This is a genomic window from Frigoribacterium sp. CFBP 8751 (assembly GCF_014841545.1).
GTDB lineage: Bacteria > Actinomycetota > Actinomycetes > Actinomycetales > Microbacteriaceae > Frigoribacterium.
Map to the genome: position 1 here is coordinate 125,717 of NZ_JACYUB010000002.1, position 16,401 is coordinate 142,117.

Sequence of the window (16,401 nt, forward strand, 5' to 3'; positions counted from 1 at the left end):
TGTCCGGCCGTCGTCGTCGGTGGGCGGTATCGTGCGTCCGTGGACACCGACCGACGAGCGCAGGAGGCGCGGGCCGCGTCGACCACGCCGGTCACGGTCGAGCTGCTGCTCGCGTCGGCCCGGTCCCGCTACGTCGGCCGCCCCGCCGACGGCCCGGCCCCGGCGCCGACCACGGGGCACGAGTCGCACGACGACGTCACCGTGCGGGCCCACCTCGGCATCGTGGGCGACCGCTACTTCAACGCTCCGGCGCACCGCGGAGCCTCGGTCACCCTCTTCGCGGCCGAGCAGCTGGAGCACGTCGCCCGTGAGCTCGGCCTGCCCCCGGGGGCCCGGCTCGACGCCGCCCTGGCGCGGCGCAACGTGGTCGTGAGGGGTGTCGACGTCGATGCCCTCGTGGGGTACGAGTTCGACCTCGACACGGGCGACGGCCCGGTGTCGTTCCGCGCGACACGGGCGGCGAACCCGTGCGCGTGGATGGACGTGGTCTTCGGTGCAGGGGCGTTCCGCGCCCTGCGAGGACGCGGGGGAGTCCGCTGCGAACCGCTCACCGACGGGGTGCTGAGCGTGGGGCCGGGACTGCTGCGCGCCTCCTAGGCGGTCGGGCGTCCCGCCGACCCGTCGGAACGGGGAGCGCTCCGGGTCAACCCCACCAGGTGGGCAGCATGAGGTTCATGGTGTCGAGCAGGGCGCGTCGGCTCGTCCGCTTGCCGCCGAGCCAGGCCTCGACGGCGCCCACGAGCCCGTGTGCCAGGTGGCCGGCGGCGATGTGCACCGCGAGCCCCTCGGGGAGGCTGCCGGCGGGCAGTCCGGCGAGGTGCTGAACGCTCGACTCCTCGAAGTGGCGGGCCAGCGCCTGGTGGATCGAGGCGTCGAGCGGGTCGGGCAGGGCGAGGCGGTAGATCTCGCGGTACCGCACGACGTGGTCGACGACCTTCTCCATCGCGCGCCGCGTCGCGTCGGGGCCGTCGGCCCGGCCGTCGAGCCGCAGCGCGTGGTCCTCGTCACGGATCGCGTCGAGTTCGGGGGTGAGCACCGCGGTGAGCAGGCTGCCGGGCGAGGTCGCGTGGCTGTAGAACGTGGCGCGGTTGATCCCCGCGGCCCGGGTGACGTCGGCGACCGAGATGCTCGACACGGGCCGGGTCGAGGCGAGCTCGACGACGGCGGCGTGCAGTGCCTTCGTGGTCTGGACTATGCGCGCGTCGACCATGGACGTTCCTCCTCGGGGACCCGGACGGGACGATCGCGTCCGAGGCCAGGTCGAGCCTAGACCGGGCCGACGCGCCGACACGGCACGGCGCGAGCCGCCGAGGCGGAAGGGCTGTCGCGGGGGTCCACGGCAGGGTTAGGCTGAGAACCGACGGGTGTCGTGCAGCGACGCCGTTCTCCTCCCTCCTCCCACCCCCTCCGATCCCGTGGTGGTCGTGCGCCATGGCTGGGTCGCATCGATTCGAGCCGTGAGCCGACCCGGTCGTCCCGCCCGCGCCTCCTCGCGTGCCCCGATCCGTGACCGCCCCGTGCCCTCCCTCCGTGACCACCCCTCCGCGACCCCCCAGACAGGACCTGCCTCGTGACCACCGTCGTCCACCCGGGTGACTCCCTGACCCGCCGCCAGCGGCTCGTCTACGTCGTCGTGCTCGGCGCCCTCACCGCGCTCGGGCCGTTCACGATCGACCTCTACCTGCCGGCGTTCCCCGAACTCAGCCGGGACTTCTCCGTCGACAGCGGCGTCATCCAGCTGACGCTGACGGCGACGACGATCGGCTTCGGGGTGGGGCAGCTGCTGGTCGGGCCGTGGAGCGACAAGGTCGGCCGTCGCACGCCGCTGATCGTCGCGACCGCCGTGCACATCCTCGCCAGCATCGGTGCCGCCAGCGCCCCGACCATCGAGCTGCTCGCCGTCTTCCGGGTGCTGCAGGGCATGGGTGCCGCCGCCGGGGGCGTCGTCGCCATGGCGACGGTGCGCGACCTGTTCGGTGGGCTGCCGCTCGTGCGCATGCTGTCGCGTCTCGCCCTGGTGAACGGGCTCGCCCCCATCGTCGCGCCCGTCATCGGCTCGCAGCTGCTGGCCTTCACCAGCTGGCGCGGCATCTTCGTGTTCCTCGTGGCCTACGGCGCGTTCGTGATCATCGCCGCGATCTTCCTGATCGTCGAGACCCTGCCGCCCGCGCGGCGGCACGAGGCCGGGCACTCGACCCTCGGACAGCGCTACAAGGTGCTCTTCAGCGACCGGGTCTTCGTCGGCGTCGCCCTGATCGGGGCGATGGTCTTCTCGGGCCTGTTCTCGTACCTCTCGGCCTCGTCGTTCCTCTTCCAAGAGGTGTACGGCCTGAACGCCCAGCAGTACGGCTACCTGTTCGCGATCAACTCGCTCGGGATCGTCGCCGGCGTCCAGATCAGCTCGCGGCTGGCCCGGCGGGTCGGGCCGCAGTGGATACTCGCCTGCTCGACGGTCGTCCTGTTGCTCGCCGCCGCGTCGATCGTCGTGCTCGACTCGCTCGGGGCCGGGCTCGTGGGCATCCTCGTGCCGCTGTGGTTCTTCATCGCGGCCTGCGGCTTCTCGTTCCCGCAGGTCCAGGTGCTCGGGCTCGCCAACCACGGCAAGGAGGCAGGGACGGCGGCGTCGTTGCTCGGTGCGCTGAACTTCGGGCTGGCGGGACTCATCTCGCCGGTGGTCGGGTTCCTCGGCATCGGGTCCGCCGTGCCGATGGGCAGCGTCATGGTCGCCACCTCGTGCGTGGCCATCGCGAGCCTGTGGCTGCTGGTGCGCCCGCGGACGGTGCCGGCGCTGGGTCGCTGATCCGCGCCTCCTGGTCGTCCGTCCACGACCGTCGTGCGTCGACGACCGGTGCCTCCCGGTCGCCGACCCGCGCCTCCCGGTACCGTCTGGGGATGCGCACCGACCCGCTCGCCCCGAAGCCAGCCTCCCCGTCCGAAGAGCGGGTGGCCCGGCGTGTGCAGCGCCGCTGGTGGGTGTTCAGCGCGCTCGGCGCCATCGGCGTCGTGCTGCTGCTCGGCGTCGTGATCACGGCCCGGTCGGGGGTGATCGGCGTCGACGAGCGGTTCATGGGCGAACTGGTCGAGCACCGCAGCCCGTTCTGGGACGTGCCCTCGTTGATCTTCAACTCGATCGGTGCCGGGGTGGTCGGCGTCTTCGTCGTCCCGCTGGGCGTCACCGCGGTGTTCCTGTTGCGCCGTCGCCCGTGGGCCGCGCTCTACTGGATCGCCGCCTGCGCGGTCAGTGCCGGGGTCGTCCAGGTCGTCAAGCACACGTTTGGCCGTGCCCGCCCCGAGGACATCCTCGTGGTGAGCGACTACGGCTCGTTCCCCTCGGGGCACACGTCCAACGCAGCGACGCTGGCCGTCGTGCTCGGGGTGATCCTGCGACGCGTCTGGGTGTGGGTCGCCGGTGTGGTCTACACGGTGCTGATGCTGCTCAGCCGCACGTACCTCGGCGCGCATTGGCTGACCGACACGATCGGCGGGCTGCTGATCGGCGCCGGGGTCGCGGTGGTGCTCTGGGCCCCGGTCGCGCATCGCTTGCTCGACGAGCAGGAGCGCGTGCGCGGTCGCGGCTGGATCTGGCAGGGTCGTCCGGCCTGACGGCGTCGCTCGCCCGGTCGATCCCGCTCGCGCCGTCGATCCCGGTCGAGTCCGTGCGATGCGGGCGTTCGGCGTCGCCCGGTGTCGCCGAACTCGCCCGGACCGCAGCGCGCAGGGTGCCTAGGCTGGCCGCATGACGGACGCGCTCGAGCAGGCCAGGGCGGAGGCCGCCGCAGCGGTCGCCGCCGCCGAGAAGGCGAAGCAGGACGCGGAGGCGGCACTCGCGCGGGCAGAGCGGCTCGCCGCCGAGGCGGACGTCGCCGACGCCGCGGCCGACGCCGGGCTCACCGAACCCGAGCCGGTCGCGGGTGCCCCGGTCGAGGGCCTCCCCACCCCGCTCGGCGGGCCGCTCGACGAGGCGGCGGTCGACGTGATCCGCGCCGGCTACGGCTTCGACGGTCCCGCCCTCGAGCTCGGCGCTCTCGTGAACGGCGAGGCGCGGGTGGACGTGCCCGTGCGCATCCCGCTCGCGATGCTGAACCGGCACGGCCTCGTGGCCGGGGCGACAGGCACGGGCAAGACCAAGACCCTTCAGGTGCTCGCCGAGCAGCTCTCGGCGGCCGGGGTGCCGGTGTTCGCGGCCGACGTCAAGGGCGACCTCTCGGGCATCGCGACGCCGGGCGAGGCGAACGAGAAGCTGCTGGCCCGCACGCGGGGCATCGGCCAGGACTGGTCGCCGCAGGCCGCACCGACCGAGTACTTCGCCCTGGGCGGCGAGGGCACCGGCGTGCCGGTCCGCGCCACGGTGAGCGGTTTCGGGTCGCTGCTGCTCAGCAAGGTGCTCGGCCTGAACGACACGCAGGAGAGCAGCCTCGGCCTGGTGTTCCACTACGCCGAGCAGGCCGGGCTGCCGCTGCTCGACCTCTCCGACCTGCGGGCCGTGCTGACCTGGTTGACCAGCGACGAGGGCAAGGGTGAACTCGAGGGACTCGGCGGGTTGAGCAAGCAGACCGTCGGGGTCATCCTGCGCGAGCTGATCACCTTCGCCGACCGCGGGGCCGACGCGTTCTTCGGCGAGCCCGAGATCGACACGGCCGAGTTCCTCCGCACGGCCGAGGACGGTCGGGGCGTCGTGAGCCTCCTCGAGGTGCCCGGGGTGCACGACCAGCCCGCCCTGTTCTCGACGTTCCTGATGTGGCTGCTCGCCGACCTCTACAACGACCTGCCCGAGGTGGGCGACCTCGACAGACCGAAGCTCGTCTTCTTCTTCGACGAGGCCCATCTGCTGTTCGCCGACGCCTCGAAGGAGTTCCTGGCGCAGATCACGCAGACCGTCCGGCTCATCCGGTCCAAGGGCGTGGGCATCGTCTTCGTCACCCAGACCCCCAAGGACGTCCCGGGCGAGGTGCTCGCCCAGCTCGGCTCGCGCGTCCAGCACCAGCTCCGCGCCTTCACGCCCGACGACGCGAAGGCGCTGCGGGCGACGGTGTCGACGTACCCGACGAGCGACTACGACCTCGCCGCGGTGCTCACCGGCCTCGCCACCGGGGAGGCGGTGGTGACGGTCATGAACGAGAAGGGGGCTCCCAGCCCGGTCGCGTGGACGCGCCTCCGCGCCCCGCGCGGCTCGATGGCGCCGACGCCCGCCGACGTCATGACGGCCGCCGTCGCCGCGTCGCCGCTCACCGCCGCCTACGGGGCGTCGATCGACCGTGACTCGGCCCGCGAGATGCTGGCCCGCAAGCTCGAGGCCGCCGCGCTCGACGAGCGGGAGCGAACCGACGCCGCGGCGCGGCAGGCCACGATCGACGCCCAGCTGAAGGAGGCCGCGGCCCGCGAGAGGGCGGACGCGAAGGCCGTCACCGCCGCCGAACGCGAGCGGAAGGCCGCGCAGGCCGAGTACGAACGTCAGCAGAAGGAGTTCGAGTGGGCCGAGCGGGCGGCCGCGAAGGCCCGTGCCGGGCGGGGGGCGACGACCCGCGCCTCCTCGGGGTCCCGCTCGTCGCGGGCCGGGTCGACCGGGGGGTTGCTCGGCGAGGTCCTCGGGTCGAGCGCCGGCAAGGCGGTCGTGCGCGAGGTCGTGAAGGGCATCTTCGGCACGCTGCGCCGGCGCTGAATCCCGAGCCGGTCGGGCCCGCGTCCGGTGGACGAGGTCAGGCGCCGCTGCCGAACACCCGGAAGAGCACCACGAGGGTGCCGGTGCCCAGGGTGAAGAGGATGCCCGCGATCGTGGCGCCGATCCACGGGCGGCTCTCGTACCAGTACGGGCTGTCCGGGTAGGCCGCGAAGAACTCGCGCCGGGTCAGCGGGCGGGGCAGGACGGTCGTGGGGATGCCGAGCGCGTCGACGACGGCGTCCACCGACGTCTCGGACCAGTAGGTGCCCCGCATGCGGAACAGGCGGCGACCCTCGTCGTCGAGGGCGAGCAACTGCGTGGAGGTCTCGGTCGAGTGGTCGCGGTAGGTGCGGACGAGCACGAGCGAGTCGATCTCGTCGCGGCGCAGTCGCACGAAGCCGGGCAGCCAGCCCCGCTTGACGAACTCGGTGCGGGTGACCGCCGCGTACGACAGGCGGTAGCGCCAGTACATGAGCAGTCCCATGACCACGACGCCGCAGGTGACGGCCAGCACGCCGCACTGGTGGCCGGTCGGCAGGGTCAGCCACAGCACCGCGATCAGAACGGGAGACAGGCTGAAGACGCCGGTGAGCGTGGCGCCCCGGGCGAGTTCGCGCCGTGGTCGCACCGTCACGGTGCCCCGCTCGGTCGGCATCGCCGCGTCGGTCGTGTTCATGTCGTCCCCCTGGGGTCGGCGTGACCCCGAGTCCCCCGACCCGAGGCTGCTGCTGTCGGGGCAGCGCCGTGCCCTCAGCGTAGACGATGCGTTCGCACAGATACCGGACCGGTCCACCCCAGTGCGGGGAGCCCGCGATCGGGTGGGTCGAGCGAGTGTCAGCTCTCGGCGCGGTCCCGGAGGCGCTCGATCTCGCGGCGATCGCGCTTGGTCGGACGGCCGGCGCCGCGATCGCGGACCGGCACGGCAGCGACCTCTTCGCGCGGCGGTGGCGGGGGAGTGAGGTCGGTCAGCGCCTCGGCCGCGGCCGGTGCGCCGACGCGCTTCACGAGGCAGGTCTTGACGACGACGATGCGCTCGAAGCCCGCGATGCGTGCCCGGACCTCGTCACCGGGACGGACGGCCTGGGCGGCCTTCACACGCTCGCCGTTGACCCGTACGTGACCGGCGCGGCAGGCGGCGTTGGCGGCCGAGCGGGTCTTGTAGAGCCGGACGGCCCAGAGCCAGGCGTCGACGCGAGCGGACGTGAGGGGCGGCATGCGTCGATGCTACGGGTGGCCGCCGACGTCGACGACCGTGGGGGCCGGGCTCAGAGGTCGTCGGCGGCGACGCGCACCGGGGTGCCGCCGGTCACGCGCACGAGCTCGTCGAAGGTGGTGGCGAAGACCGTGTCGGCGGTGCCGGCGCTCGCCCAGAGCACGTCGTGGGCCCGCAGTGCGGTGTCGACGAGTGTCCGCACCGGGCTGGGATGGCCCACCGGGGCGACGCCGCCGATCACCTGGCCGGTCGCGCGCTTCACCTGGTCGGCGTTGGCCCGCATGATCGGACCGTGGCCGAGGGTCGACGCCACCAGGTCGGTGTCGACGCGGTGGGCCCCGCTCGTGAGGACGAGCAGGGCCTCGTCGCCCGTGCGGAACACCAGGCTGCTGGCGATGGCGCCGACGTCGCAGCCGAGGGCGGCGGCGGCCTGGGCGGCGGTGTGGGTGGACTCGTCGAATTCGCGGACCTCGCCCTCGGCGCCGGCGGCGCGCAGGGCGGCGACGACGGCGCGGGCGCGCGGCGGCAGGGCTGCGGCGTCGAGGTGCTCCGAGGAGGGGCGGTGCGCGTCGGTCATGCCCCGACGGTAGCCATGAGGGAGCCTCAAGGTCAGCAGCGACACGGGGACGTCCACCGGGCCCCGCGGAGTCCGGTACGCTGGTCTCGGTCGTGCGCCGGTTCGCCGTGTGCCCGCCCTGGAGGATTCGCCTAGTGGCCTATGGCGCACGCTTGGAAAGCGTGTTGGGTGCAAGCCCTCAGGGGTTCGAATCCCCTATCCTCCGCATCGAGATGGCTCTTCCCTTCGGGAGGGGCCATTTCTCGTTCCGTGTTCGGCTCCCGAGCCCGTCGCGGAGGTGGCGCTGCCCGGGCTCGGTGGGGTCTCGATCTGCCGCCGTCTGATAAGACAAGGAGCGATGCCACACGACGACCTGCCCCCTTCCCGTCCTTCCGCCGCTGCTCCCGGACTGTTCGCCGAGGACACTTCCTTGGAGTCCACCCGCCTCGGGGAGATCCTCCGCAAGGAGACCGTGGGGGGAATCGTCCTCGTCATCGCGGCGGTCGTCGCCGTCGTGTGGGCGAACTCACCGGCGTCGGGAGCGTACTTCGCCATTCGTGACTTCGAGTTCGGCCCGGAGGCCCTCGGGTTGCACCTGAGCGTGGGGGAGTGGGCCGCCGACGGGCTGCTGGCGATCTTCTTCTTCCTCGTCGGCCTGGAGCTCAAGCGCGAATTCGTCGCGGGAGAGCTGCGGAAGATCAGCAAAGCGATCGTGCCGGTGGCCGCCGCGTTCGGGGGAGTCCTCGTTCCTGCCCTGATCTTCACCGCCGTCAACCTCGGTGACCCGGAGGCGGTGCGCGGGTGGGCGATCCCCACCGCGACCGACATCGCCTTCGCCGTCGCGGTCCTCGCCATCGTCGGCTCGAGACTCCCTGCTGCGCTGCGGATCTTCCTCCTCACCCTCGCGGTCGTGGACGACCTGATCGCCATCGGCATCATCGCGTTCGTCTACACCAGTGCCATCGAGGTGCTCCCCTTGGCCCTGGCGATCGTGCCGCTGGGGGCCTACGTGTTCCTGACGCAGCGGTTCCGGCGGTTCTTCGGCCTGCACCCGGTTGCGAACTGGTTCATCCTGCTGCCGGTCGCCGTCCTGGTGTGGGGACTCATCCACGCGTCGGGCGTCCACGCGACCGTCGCAGGGGTCCTCCTCGGCTTCGCCGTCCCCGTCATCCGCAGCCAGGCCAGTGGCGGGCCGGGCACCGGCCCCGGGCTCTCCGAGGTCTTCGAGCACCGCTTCCGGCCCATCTCCACCGGTTTCGCCGTCCCCGTGTTCGCGTTCTTCTCCGCCGGCGTCGCCTTCGGTGGCCTCGACGGCCTGAGGACGGCGCTCTCCAGTCCCGTCACGATCGGCATCATCGCCGCCCTCGTCCTCGGGAAACCCGTCGGCATCCTCGCGACGACGTGGATCACGACCAGGATCACCCGGGCAGAACTCGACCGGAGCATCAAATGGGTGGACCTCACCGGCGTCGCCCTCCTCGGGGGCATCGGCTTCACCGTGTCCCTGCTCGTCGCCGAACTGAGCTACGGGCTCGGCAGCGCTCACGACGACGACGCCAAGGTCGCCATCCTCGTGGCGTCGGTGCTCGCCGCCGCCCTCGCGACGGCCGTCCTGCGACCCCGCAACCGGCACTATCGTCACCAGGATCGGTGACCCGGACGACGTCGTGATTGGGACGGCGGGCCCCTCGACCGGCACCATGGAGGCATGGCCACGACAACTCCGCCCCCTTCCGGGCCCCCCGCCGACCATCCCGATTCCCTGACGGAGACCGTCTCGACCACCCCTCAACTGCGCCGCTGGGTCTTCTGGCCGGCCGCCGCCGTCGTCCTCGGCTTCGTCGTCTACACGCTGATCGCGCCGGCCTCGGCCGAGGCGCTGTTCCTCGGCCTGCAGAGCGGCATCGTCCGCAACTTCAGCTGGTACTACGTCCTGATCGCCGCCTTCTTCGTCGGCTTCAGCCTGTTCCTCGGGTTCAGCAGGTTCGGTGGCATCAAGCTGGGCAAGGACAAGGACGAGCCCGAGTTCTCGACCGGCTCGTGGTTCGCGCTCCTCTTCGCCGCGGGCATGGGCATCGGCCTCGTCTTCTACGGCGTCTCCGAGCCCCTGAGCCACTTCGCCTCGCCACGACCGGGCGTCACCGGCACCGAGGACCAGCTCGCGCAGCAGGCCCTGACCCAGACCTTCCTCCACTGGGGGCTGCACGCCTGGGCCATCTACGTCGTCCTCGGACTCGCCCTCGCCTACGCGATCCACCGGAGGGGTCGCCCCGTCTCCATCCGCTGGGCCCTCGAGCCCCTCCTCGGCGACCGCGTCCGCGGGGGCTGGGGCAACCTGATCGACGTCATCGCCCTCGTCGGCACGCTCTTCGGCGTCGCGACCTCGCTCGGCCTCGGCGTCATCCAGATCGGCGCCGGCCTCGAGGCCGCGGGCATCGCCGACAGCAGCATCGTGAGCCAGATCGCGATCATCGCCGTCATCACGGCGGTCACCATCGTGTCGCTCGTCACCGGTGTGACCAAGGGCATGAAGATCCTCTCGAACTTCAACCTCATCCTCGCGGCCGCCCTGCTGCTGTTCATCCTGATCGTCGGACCCACGCAGTTCCTGCTGCGCGACTTCGTGCAGTCGATCGGCGCGTACCTGCAGAACGTCGTCGGCCTGTCCTTCAACGTGACCGCCCAGCAGGGTGCCGCGGGCGAGGAGTGGCAGGGCGCCTGGACCACCTTCTACTGGGGTTGGTGGATGTCGTGGGCGCCCTTCGTCGGCATCTTCATCGCCCGCATCTCGAAGGGCCGCACGGTCCGCCAGTTCGTCTTCGGCGTGCTGCTCGTCCCGACCGCGCTCACCTTCCTGTGGTTCGCCGTGCTGGGTGGTGCGGCCATCCACCAGCAGACCGACGGCTCGGGTGGCCTCGTCGGAGCCGACGGTTCGGTCGACGTCGAGGGGTCGCTCTTCGCCCTGCTCGGCGGCCTGCCCGCCGGGACGGTCCTGACCTTCGGCGCCATCCTGCTCATCGGCGTGTTCTTCGTCACCTCGTCCGACTCCGGATCGCTCGTCATGGCGATGATCGCGTCGGGCGGCGACATCGAGCCGAAGAACTGGCTCCGGGTGTTCTTCGCCCTGGTGGCCGCCCTGCTCGCCGTCGCGCTCCTCCTGACCGGCGGTCTGGACGCCCTGAAGACCGCGGCGATCACGACGGCGCTGCCGTTCAGCATCGTGCTGCTGTTGACCTGTTGGTCGACGATCATCGCCTTCACCCGCGAACGTCGCGCGTACGACAAGGCCGAGCGCGACGTCCTCCTGGAGCACGTCGGCGCGTACTACGGTCTCGAGGTCGACGCCCCCGCCCAGGCCGGCGGCACACGACTCGCCCGCCCGTGGGAGGCCGTCAAACGCCGGGTCCGGGGTGGCCGTGACGGCTCCCCGGCGAGCCGGGCGACGTCCGCCTCGGCCGTCGTCGCCGAGCCGCCACTGCAGGTCGACGTCGTGTCGCCCGACCCGGCGATCGACGGCCGGCTCGACGCGACCGGTGACACCGGACAGGACGGCTCGGACGGACGCTGAGCTCACCGCTCCACCCACGACGGGCGTCGTCTCCCCGGAGGCGGCGCCCGTCGTCGTCCCGCCGCCTCGTCGTCCCGGCGCGTCCGGGTCAGGCGAGACGCCGGGTCATGTACCGGAGGTCGAGCCACTCGCCGAACTTCGTGCCGACCTCGCGCAGCACGCCGGCGTCCTCGAAGCCGAGCGACGCGTGCAACCGCACCGACGCCTCGTTGCCCGCCTCGATCAACGCCACCATGACGTGCAGGTCGTCCCGCGTCGCGCGCTCGACCAGCTCGGTCATCAGTGCTCGTCCGAGGCCCCTGCCCTGCTGCCCGGGTCGGACGTAGACCGAGTTCTCGCAGGTGTGCCGGTAGCCGTCCTTGGCATGGAACGGCCCATAGCTGCCGTAGCCGAGCACCTCGTCGCCGTCCACCGCGACGATCGCGCTGCGCCGCGCCTCCTGATGGCCGGTGAGCCACTCGCGTCGGCCCTCGAGGGTCGGCGTGACGTCGGTCCAGATGGCCTTGGAGTGCGCGACGGCGTCGGCGTGGATCTCGAGGACGCCGGGCAGGTCGGCCTCGGTCGCGGTGCGGATCTGCATGCCGACGAGCCTAGGAGACGTCTCGTGGCCTCCGCCAGCACGCTTCCCCGGCGGCTCGAAGGCTGCCGCCCGTAGGCTGGCGAGCGTGTCGACACGCATCTACATCACCTCTGCCGAAGGCCACACGGGCAAGTCCACGATCGCGCTGGGCGTGCTCGACACGCTCAGTCACGAGGTGGGCCGCGTGGGGGTGTTCCGACCCGTCGCCCGCTCGACCGACGAGCGCGACTACGTGCTCGAGCTGCTGCTGTCGCACGACAGCGTCGACCTGGCCTACGACGAGTGCGTCGGCGTCAGCTACGACGCGGTGCACGCCGACCCCGACGCCGCCCTCGCCACGATCGTCAGCCGCTTCGCCGCCGTCGAGCGCCAGTGCGACGCGGTCGTCGTGATCGGCTCCGACTACACCGACGTCGGCAGCCCCACCGAGCTCTCGTACAACGCCCGCATCGCGGCCAACCTCGGCGCGCCCGTGCTGCTCGTGCTCGGCGGCCGCAGCGCCGACGGGCAGACGCGGCGCTCGGGCGCCGACATGCGCCAGGTCGCCGAACTGACCACCGCCGAGCTGCGTTCCGAGCACGCGAGCCTCCTGGCCGTCGTCGCCAACCGGGTCGACCCCGACCACCTCGACGAGGTCGTCGACGGCATCGGCCACGCCCTCGAGGCGTCACCCACCGGCCGCGTCCCCATCTGGACGCTCCCCGAAGACCGGGTGCTCGTCGCCCCGACGATGCGCGCCGTGCTGCAGGCCACCGGCGCGACCCTGTTGAGCGGCGACGACGCCCTGCTCGACCGCGAGGCGCTCGGGGTCGTCGTGGCCGCCATGTCGATGGAGAACGTGCTGCCGCGCCTCACCGAGGGTGCCGTCGTCGTCGTGCCGGGCGACCGCTCGGACGTGCTCGTCGCCACCGTGCTCGCGCACGCCTCCGAGACCTTCCCCTCGCTCGCGGGCATCGTGCTCAACGGCGGGTTCGCCCTGGCCCCCCAGGTCGAGCGCCTGCTCGAGGGGCTCGACAGCCCGCTGCCCATCGCCACCACGAGCACCGGCACCTACGACACCGCCCTCGCCATCACCCAGACGCGGGGCCGACTCGCCGCGGACTCGCCCCGCAAGTACGACCTCGCGCTCGCTCTCTTCGAGACGCACGTCGACGGAGCCGAACTGCTGCGCCTGCTGCAGGTCAGCCCGTCCGGCGTGGTCACCCCGCTCATGTTCGAGTACCAGCTGCTCGAGCGGGCACGAGGGGCGCAGAAGCACATCGTCATGCCCGAAGGCGACGACGACCGGGTGCTCCGAGCCGCCTCGACGTTGCTCCAGCGCGGCGTCGCCGCGATCACGCTGCTCGGCGACGAGACGGCCATCCGCGCCCGAGGGGCCGAACTCGGTCTCGACCTCGCCACCGCCCGTGTGCTCGACCCGTTCGACCCCAGCCTGCAGGTGCTCTTCGCGACCGAGTACGCCAAGCTGCGGGCGCACAAGGGCATCGCGGTCTCGCAGGCGATGGACACGGTCACCGACGTCTCGTACTTCGGCACCATGATGGTCAAGCTCGGTCTCGCCGACGGCATGGTGTCGGGCGCCAAGCACACCACGGCGCACACCATCCGACCGGCGTTCGAGGTGATCAAGACGCTGCCCGACGTCGGCGTCGTGTCGAGCGTGTTCCTCATGGCGCTCGCCGACCGGGTGCTCGTCTACGGCGACTGCGCCGTCATCCCCGACCCGACGGCCGAGCAACTGGCCGACATCGCCATCTCGTCGGCGCAGACCGCGCAGCAGTTCGGCATCGAGCCGCGCGTCGCGATGCTGAGCTACAGCACGGGCGACAGCGGCTCCGGTGCGGACGTCGAGAAGGTCCGCGCCGCCACGGCCCTCGTGCGCGAACGCCGACCCGACCTGCTCGTCGAGGGGCCGATCCAGTACGACGCCGCGGCCGACCCGACCGTGGCCGCCGCCAAGATGCCCGAGTCCGAGGTCGCCGGTCGGGCGACGGTGTTCATCTTCCCCGACCTCAACACGGGCAACAACACCTACAAGGCCGTGCAGCGCAGTGCGGGCGCCGTCGCGATCGGCCCGATCCTGCAGGGCCTCCGCAAGCCGATCAACGACCTGTCGCGGGGGGCGCTCGTGGGCGACATCGTCAACACCGTCGCCATCACCGCCATCCAGGCCGGCACGCAGGCCGCCGCAGCCGAGGCCACCAGCACCAGTACCAGTACCGCAACCAGCACCCAAGGAGCCTCCTCGTGAGCACCGTCCTCGTCGTCAACTCCGGCTCGTCGTCGTTCAAGTACCAGCTGATCGAGCTCGAGGGGGAGCGCACGCTCGCCAGCGGCCTCGTCGAGCGCATCGGCGAGGCGGTCGGGTCGACCCGCCACCGCAACGAGGTCACCGGCGACGAGACCCGCAACGACACCCAGCCGATCGCCGACCACGCCGCCGGCTTCGCCGCGATGCTGACCGCCTTCGACGCGCACGGCCCGTCGTTCGCCGAGTACCCGCCCGTCGCGGTCGGCCACCGCGTCGTCCACGGCGGTGAAGACTTCGACCGCGCCACGGTCGTCACGACCGACGTCGAGAAGGCGATCGAGCGTCTGTCGGCCCTCGCCCCGCTGCACAACCCGGCCAACCTGCAGGGCATCCGCGCCGCGAAGGAGGCCTTCCCGGACGTGCCCCATGTCGCGGTCTTCGACACGGCGTTCCACCAGACGCTCGCCCCCGCGGCCTACACGTACGCGATCGACGCCGAGCTGGCGAAGCAGCACCATGTCCGCCGCTTCGGGTTCCACGGCACGTCGCACAAGTACGTCAGCGAGAAGACCGCCGAGTTCCTCGGTCGCCCCCTCGCCGAGCTGAAGACCATCGTGCTGCACCTCGGCAACGGTGCCTCGGCCGCCGCGATCGACGGCGGCCGGTCGATCGACACGAGCATGGGCATGACGCCCCTCGAGGGGCTCGTCATGGGCACGCGCTCGGGCGACATCGACCCCGCCGCCGTCTTCCACCTGCACCGCGAGGCCGGTCTCGACTTCGCCGAGCTCGAGACGCTGCTCAACAAGGGGAGCGGGCTGCTCGGCCTGACCGGCAGCGGCGACATGCGCGACGTGCAGGACAGCGCGTCCCGCGGCGACGCCGTGTCCGAGGCGGCGCTCGCCGTCTACCGGCACCGCCTGCGGCACTACATCGGTGCCTACGTCGCGCAGCTCGGTGGCCTCGACGCCGTGGTCTTCACGGCGGGAGTGGGCGAGAACAACGCCCTGCTGCGTCGGCGCACGTTGATGGGCCTCGAGTTCTTCGGCATCCACGTCGACGACGACCGCAACGAGCTCGCCTCCCGCGAGGCACGCTACATCTCGCCCGAGGGGTCGAAGGTCTCGGTCCTCGTCGTCCCGACGAACGAAGAGCTCGAGATCGCCCGTCAGGCCGCAGCCGTCAGCTGAGACGTCGGGCCGGGTGGACGACCCGTCCGCCCCGACGACACGAGAGAGCCCCGGTGCGCAGGTCGCGCCTCCGGGGCTCTCGTGTCTCGGTCGACGGCCTCCGGGCCGTCGGACGACGACCAGGAGGCGCGGGTCAGTACTTGATGGTCGCCAGCGCGTCCGAGACGGTGACGTCGCCCAAGACGGCCTCGAACTGCGTCTTGACGGCGGTGCCCTCGATCAGCGCGGTGGCGATGATCTCGGCCACGTCGGCGCGGGGGATGCTGCCGCGCTCGACGGTCGTGCCGACCGTGACCTGGCCGGTGCCGGCGTCGTCGGTCAGGCCACCGGGACGGACGATCGTCCAGTCCAGGCCCTCACGACGGCGGAGGTCGGCGTCGGCCTCGCTCTTCGCACGCATGTACACCTGGTACACGTCGTCGTCGTTCGCGGCGGGGAGCTCGGCGCGGGCCGGGTCGAAGTCGTCCGTGCCGATGGCCGAGACCATCACGTAGCGCGTGACGCCCGCCTTCTCGGCGGCGTCGGCCAGCAGGACGGCCCCGTCGCGGTCGATGGTCAGCTTGCGCTCGGCACCGCTGCCGCCGCCACCACCCGCGGCGAAGACGACGGCGTCGGCTCCGTCGAGGTGGCCGGCGAGCGTGTCGACGTCGGTGTTCTCGAGGTCGAGGACGAGGGCACGGGCCCCCGCGGTCTCGAGGTCTGCGGTGTGGTCGGGGTTGCGGACGATGCCGACGGGGTCGTGCCCGGCGTCGGCGAGTCGGCGTTCGAGGAGCTGGGCGATCTTGCCGTGTCCTCCGGCGATGACGATTCTCATGCCCCCAGGCAACACCCCGGGTCGCGGCGACCACTCAGTTGCCGCTAAACTCGTCGAGGCTCCTCACGTGGCGTCATCCAGGCCAACTCCCCCAGGGCAGAAATGCAGCAAGGGTAACCGGGCTCTGGCGGGTGCGTGAGGGGTCATCTTCTTTTAACGCGCCGCCGCCCCTGCGGCGCTTCGGCGCGGCGTCGTGCGTGGTGCGTGGGGTGTGGCCGCTCGCGTTCTGTGGGTGGTGCGCCGCCGCCCCTGCGGCGCTTCGGCGCGGCGTCGTGCGTGGTGCGCCGCCCCTCCTCCCGTCTTCGTCGCCGTGGCCCCCCTTCGTGGGGGTGCGCGATCCGGGTGCTCTCCGTCTATGCTCGGCACCACGACGAGACCGAACCAGCTCGTCGGGAGCGACCAAACACCGCTCCGGCCGCACCCCTCACCACGGTGCGACCATGCGCGACGGCGCCGTCGCACCCGCACCACACGATCAGGATCAGGACCGATGAGCCCCTCACCACGGCACGTCAGCAGCACCCGCACCAGGCGAACGAGCCCGCGCACCGCGCGGTAGTCCCGTTCGCC

The 16,401-nt window shown here is 72.0% G+C and carries 14 protein-coding genes, 1 tRNA gene and 1 other RNA gene; 10 read left to right on the forward strand and 6 right to left on the reverse strand.

What is annotated here, in order from left to right; translation table 11 throughout:
* Positions 1-39 precede the first annotated feature (39 nt).
* The gene (locus IFT88_RS06475) at positions 40-597 is read left to right on the forward strand and encodes an MOSC domain-containing protein (protein ID WP_342212089.1); all 558 of its coding nucleotides are present in this window, start codon (positions 40-42) and stop codon (positions 595-597) included.
* A gap of 46 nt (positions 598-643) precedes the next feature.
* Here the strand turns inward: IFT88_RS06475 and IFT88_RS06480 are convergent, their stop codons facing one another.
* Positions 644-1,210 (reverse strand): TetR/AcrR family transcriptional regulator, encoded by a 567-nt coding sequence (locus IFT88_RS06480; protein WP_043592905.1) that lies wholly within the window; start codon positions 1,208-1,210, stop codon positions 644-646.
* A 360-nt stretch (positions 1,211-1,570) separates the two neighbouring features.
* Between IFT88_RS06480 and IFT88_RS06485 the strand changes: the two genes are divergently transcribed.
* The 3 genes from IFT88_RS06485 to IFT88_RS06495 all read left to right on the forward strand — a co-directional run bounded on the left by IFT88_RS06485 (position 1,571) and on the right by IFT88_RS06495 (position 5,659).
* Complete coding sequence (locus IFT88_RS06485) at positions 1,571-2,800, forward strand: Bcr/CflA family efflux MFS transporter (protein WP_192119609.1); 1,230 nt, start codon at positions 1,571-1,573, stop codon at positions 2,798-2,800.
* Between the two features lie 92 nt (positions 2,801-2,892).
* Positions 2,893-3,603 carry a phosphatase PAP2 family protein gene (locus tag IFT88_RS06490; protein ID WP_043593041.1) on the forward strand — a complete coding sequence of 237 codons (711 nt, stop codon included), beginning with the start codon at positions 2,893-2,895 and terminating at the stop codon, positions 3,601-3,603.
* 133 nt (positions 3,604-3,736) lie between these two features.
* On the forward strand, positions 3,737-5,659 hold the full coding sequence (locus IFT88_RS06495; protein WP_192119611.1) for a helicase HerA-like domain-containing protein: 1,923 nt from the start codon (positions 3,737-3,739) through the stop codon (positions 5,657-5,659).
* Between the two features lie 37 nt (positions 5,660-5,696).
* Here IFT88_RS06495 and IFT88_RS06500 read toward each other — a convergent pair whose 3' ends face one another.
* The 3 genes from IFT88_RS06500 to IFT88_RS06510 form a co-directional block, all read right to left on the reverse strand.
* On the reverse strand, positions 5,697-6,335 hold the full coding sequence (locus IFT88_RS06500; RefSeq protein WP_056225499.1) for a hypothetical protein: 639 nt from the start codon (positions 6,333-6,335) through the stop codon (positions 5,697-5,699).
* Between the two features lie 158 nt (positions 6,336-6,493).
* Positions 6,494-6,874 (reverse strand): RNA-binding S4 domain-containing protein, encoded by a 381-nt coding sequence (locus tag IFT88_RS06505; protein ID WP_043592898.1) that lies wholly within the window; start codon positions 6,872-6,874, stop codon positions 6,494-6,496.
* Positions 6,875-6,924: 50 nt separating this feature from the next.
* Positions 6,925-7,449: a YbaK/EbsC family protein gene (locus IFT88_RS06510; RefSeq protein WP_137846683.1), complete on the reverse strand. Its 525-nt coding sequence runs from the start codon at positions 7,447-7,449 to the stop codon at positions 6,925-6,927.
* A gap of 120 nt (positions 7,450-7,569) precedes the next feature.
* Between IFT88_RS06510 and IFT88_RS06515 the strand changes: the two genes are divergently transcribed.
* The 3 genes from IFT88_RS06515 (at position 7,570) to IFT88_RS06525 (ending at position 10,996) form a co-directional block, all read left to right on the forward strand.
* Positions 7,570-7,654, forward strand: a tRNA-Ser gene (locus IFT88_RS06515).
* A 132-nt stretch (positions 7,655-7,786) separates the two neighbouring features.
* Positions 7,787-9,082: a Na+/H+ antiporter NhaA gene (gene nhaA, locus IFT88_RS06520; RefSeq protein WP_192119613.1), complete on the forward strand. Its 1,296-nt coding sequence runs from the start codon at positions 7,787-7,789 to the stop codon at positions 9,080-9,082.
* A gap of 54 nt (positions 9,083-9,136) precedes the next feature.
* Positions 9,137-10,996, forward strand: a complete 1,860-nt coding sequence (locus IFT88_RS06525) for a BCCT family transporter (protein WP_192119615.1) — start codon at positions 9,137-9,139, stop codon at positions 10,994-10,996.
* 88 nt (positions 10,997-11,084) lie between these two features.
* On the opposite strand, the gene IFT88_RS06530 is transcribed toward IFT88_RS06525, so the two are convergent.
* On the reverse strand, positions 11,085-11,576 hold the full coding sequence (locus IFT88_RS06530; protein WP_056225509.1) for a GNAT family N-acetyltransferase: 492 nt from the start codon (positions 11,574-11,576) through the stop codon (positions 11,085-11,087).
* Between the two features lie 85 nt (positions 11,577-11,661).
* On the opposite strand from IFT88_RS06530, the gene pta reads away from it, so the two are divergent.
* Together pta and IFT88_RS06540 are read left to right on the forward strand one after the other, a co-directional pair.
* Complete coding sequence (gene pta, locus IFT88_RS06535; protein ID WP_192119617.1) at positions 11,662-13,827, forward strand: phosphate acetyltransferase; 2,166 nt, start codon at positions 11,662-11,664, stop codon at positions 13,825-13,827.
* Positions 13,824-15,017 carry an acetate/propionate family kinase gene (locus IFT88_RS06540; protein ID WP_192119619.1) on the forward strand — a complete coding sequence of 398 codons (1,194 nt, stop codon included), beginning with the start codon at positions 13,824-13,826 and terminating at the stop codon, positions 15,015-15,017. The genes pta and IFT88_RS06540 overlap by 4 nt, the downstream gene beginning before the upstream one ends.
* Before the next feature lie 133 nt (positions 15,018-15,150).
* Here IFT88_RS06540 and IFT88_RS06545 read toward each other — a convergent pair whose 3' ends face one another.
* On the reverse strand, positions 15,151-15,831 hold the full coding sequence (locus IFT88_RS06545; RefSeq protein ID WP_192119621.1) for an SDR family oxidoreductase: 681 nt from the start codon (positions 15,829-15,831) through the stop codon (positions 15,151-15,153).
* A gap of 54 nt (positions 15,832-15,885) precedes the next feature.
* Between IFT88_RS06545 and ffs the strand changes: the two genes are divergently transcribed.
* An RNA gene (ffs, locus tag IFT88_RS06550) (signal recognition particle sRNA small type) lies at positions 15,886-15,982 on the forward strand.
* Positions 15,983-16,401: the final 419 nt, after the last annotated feature.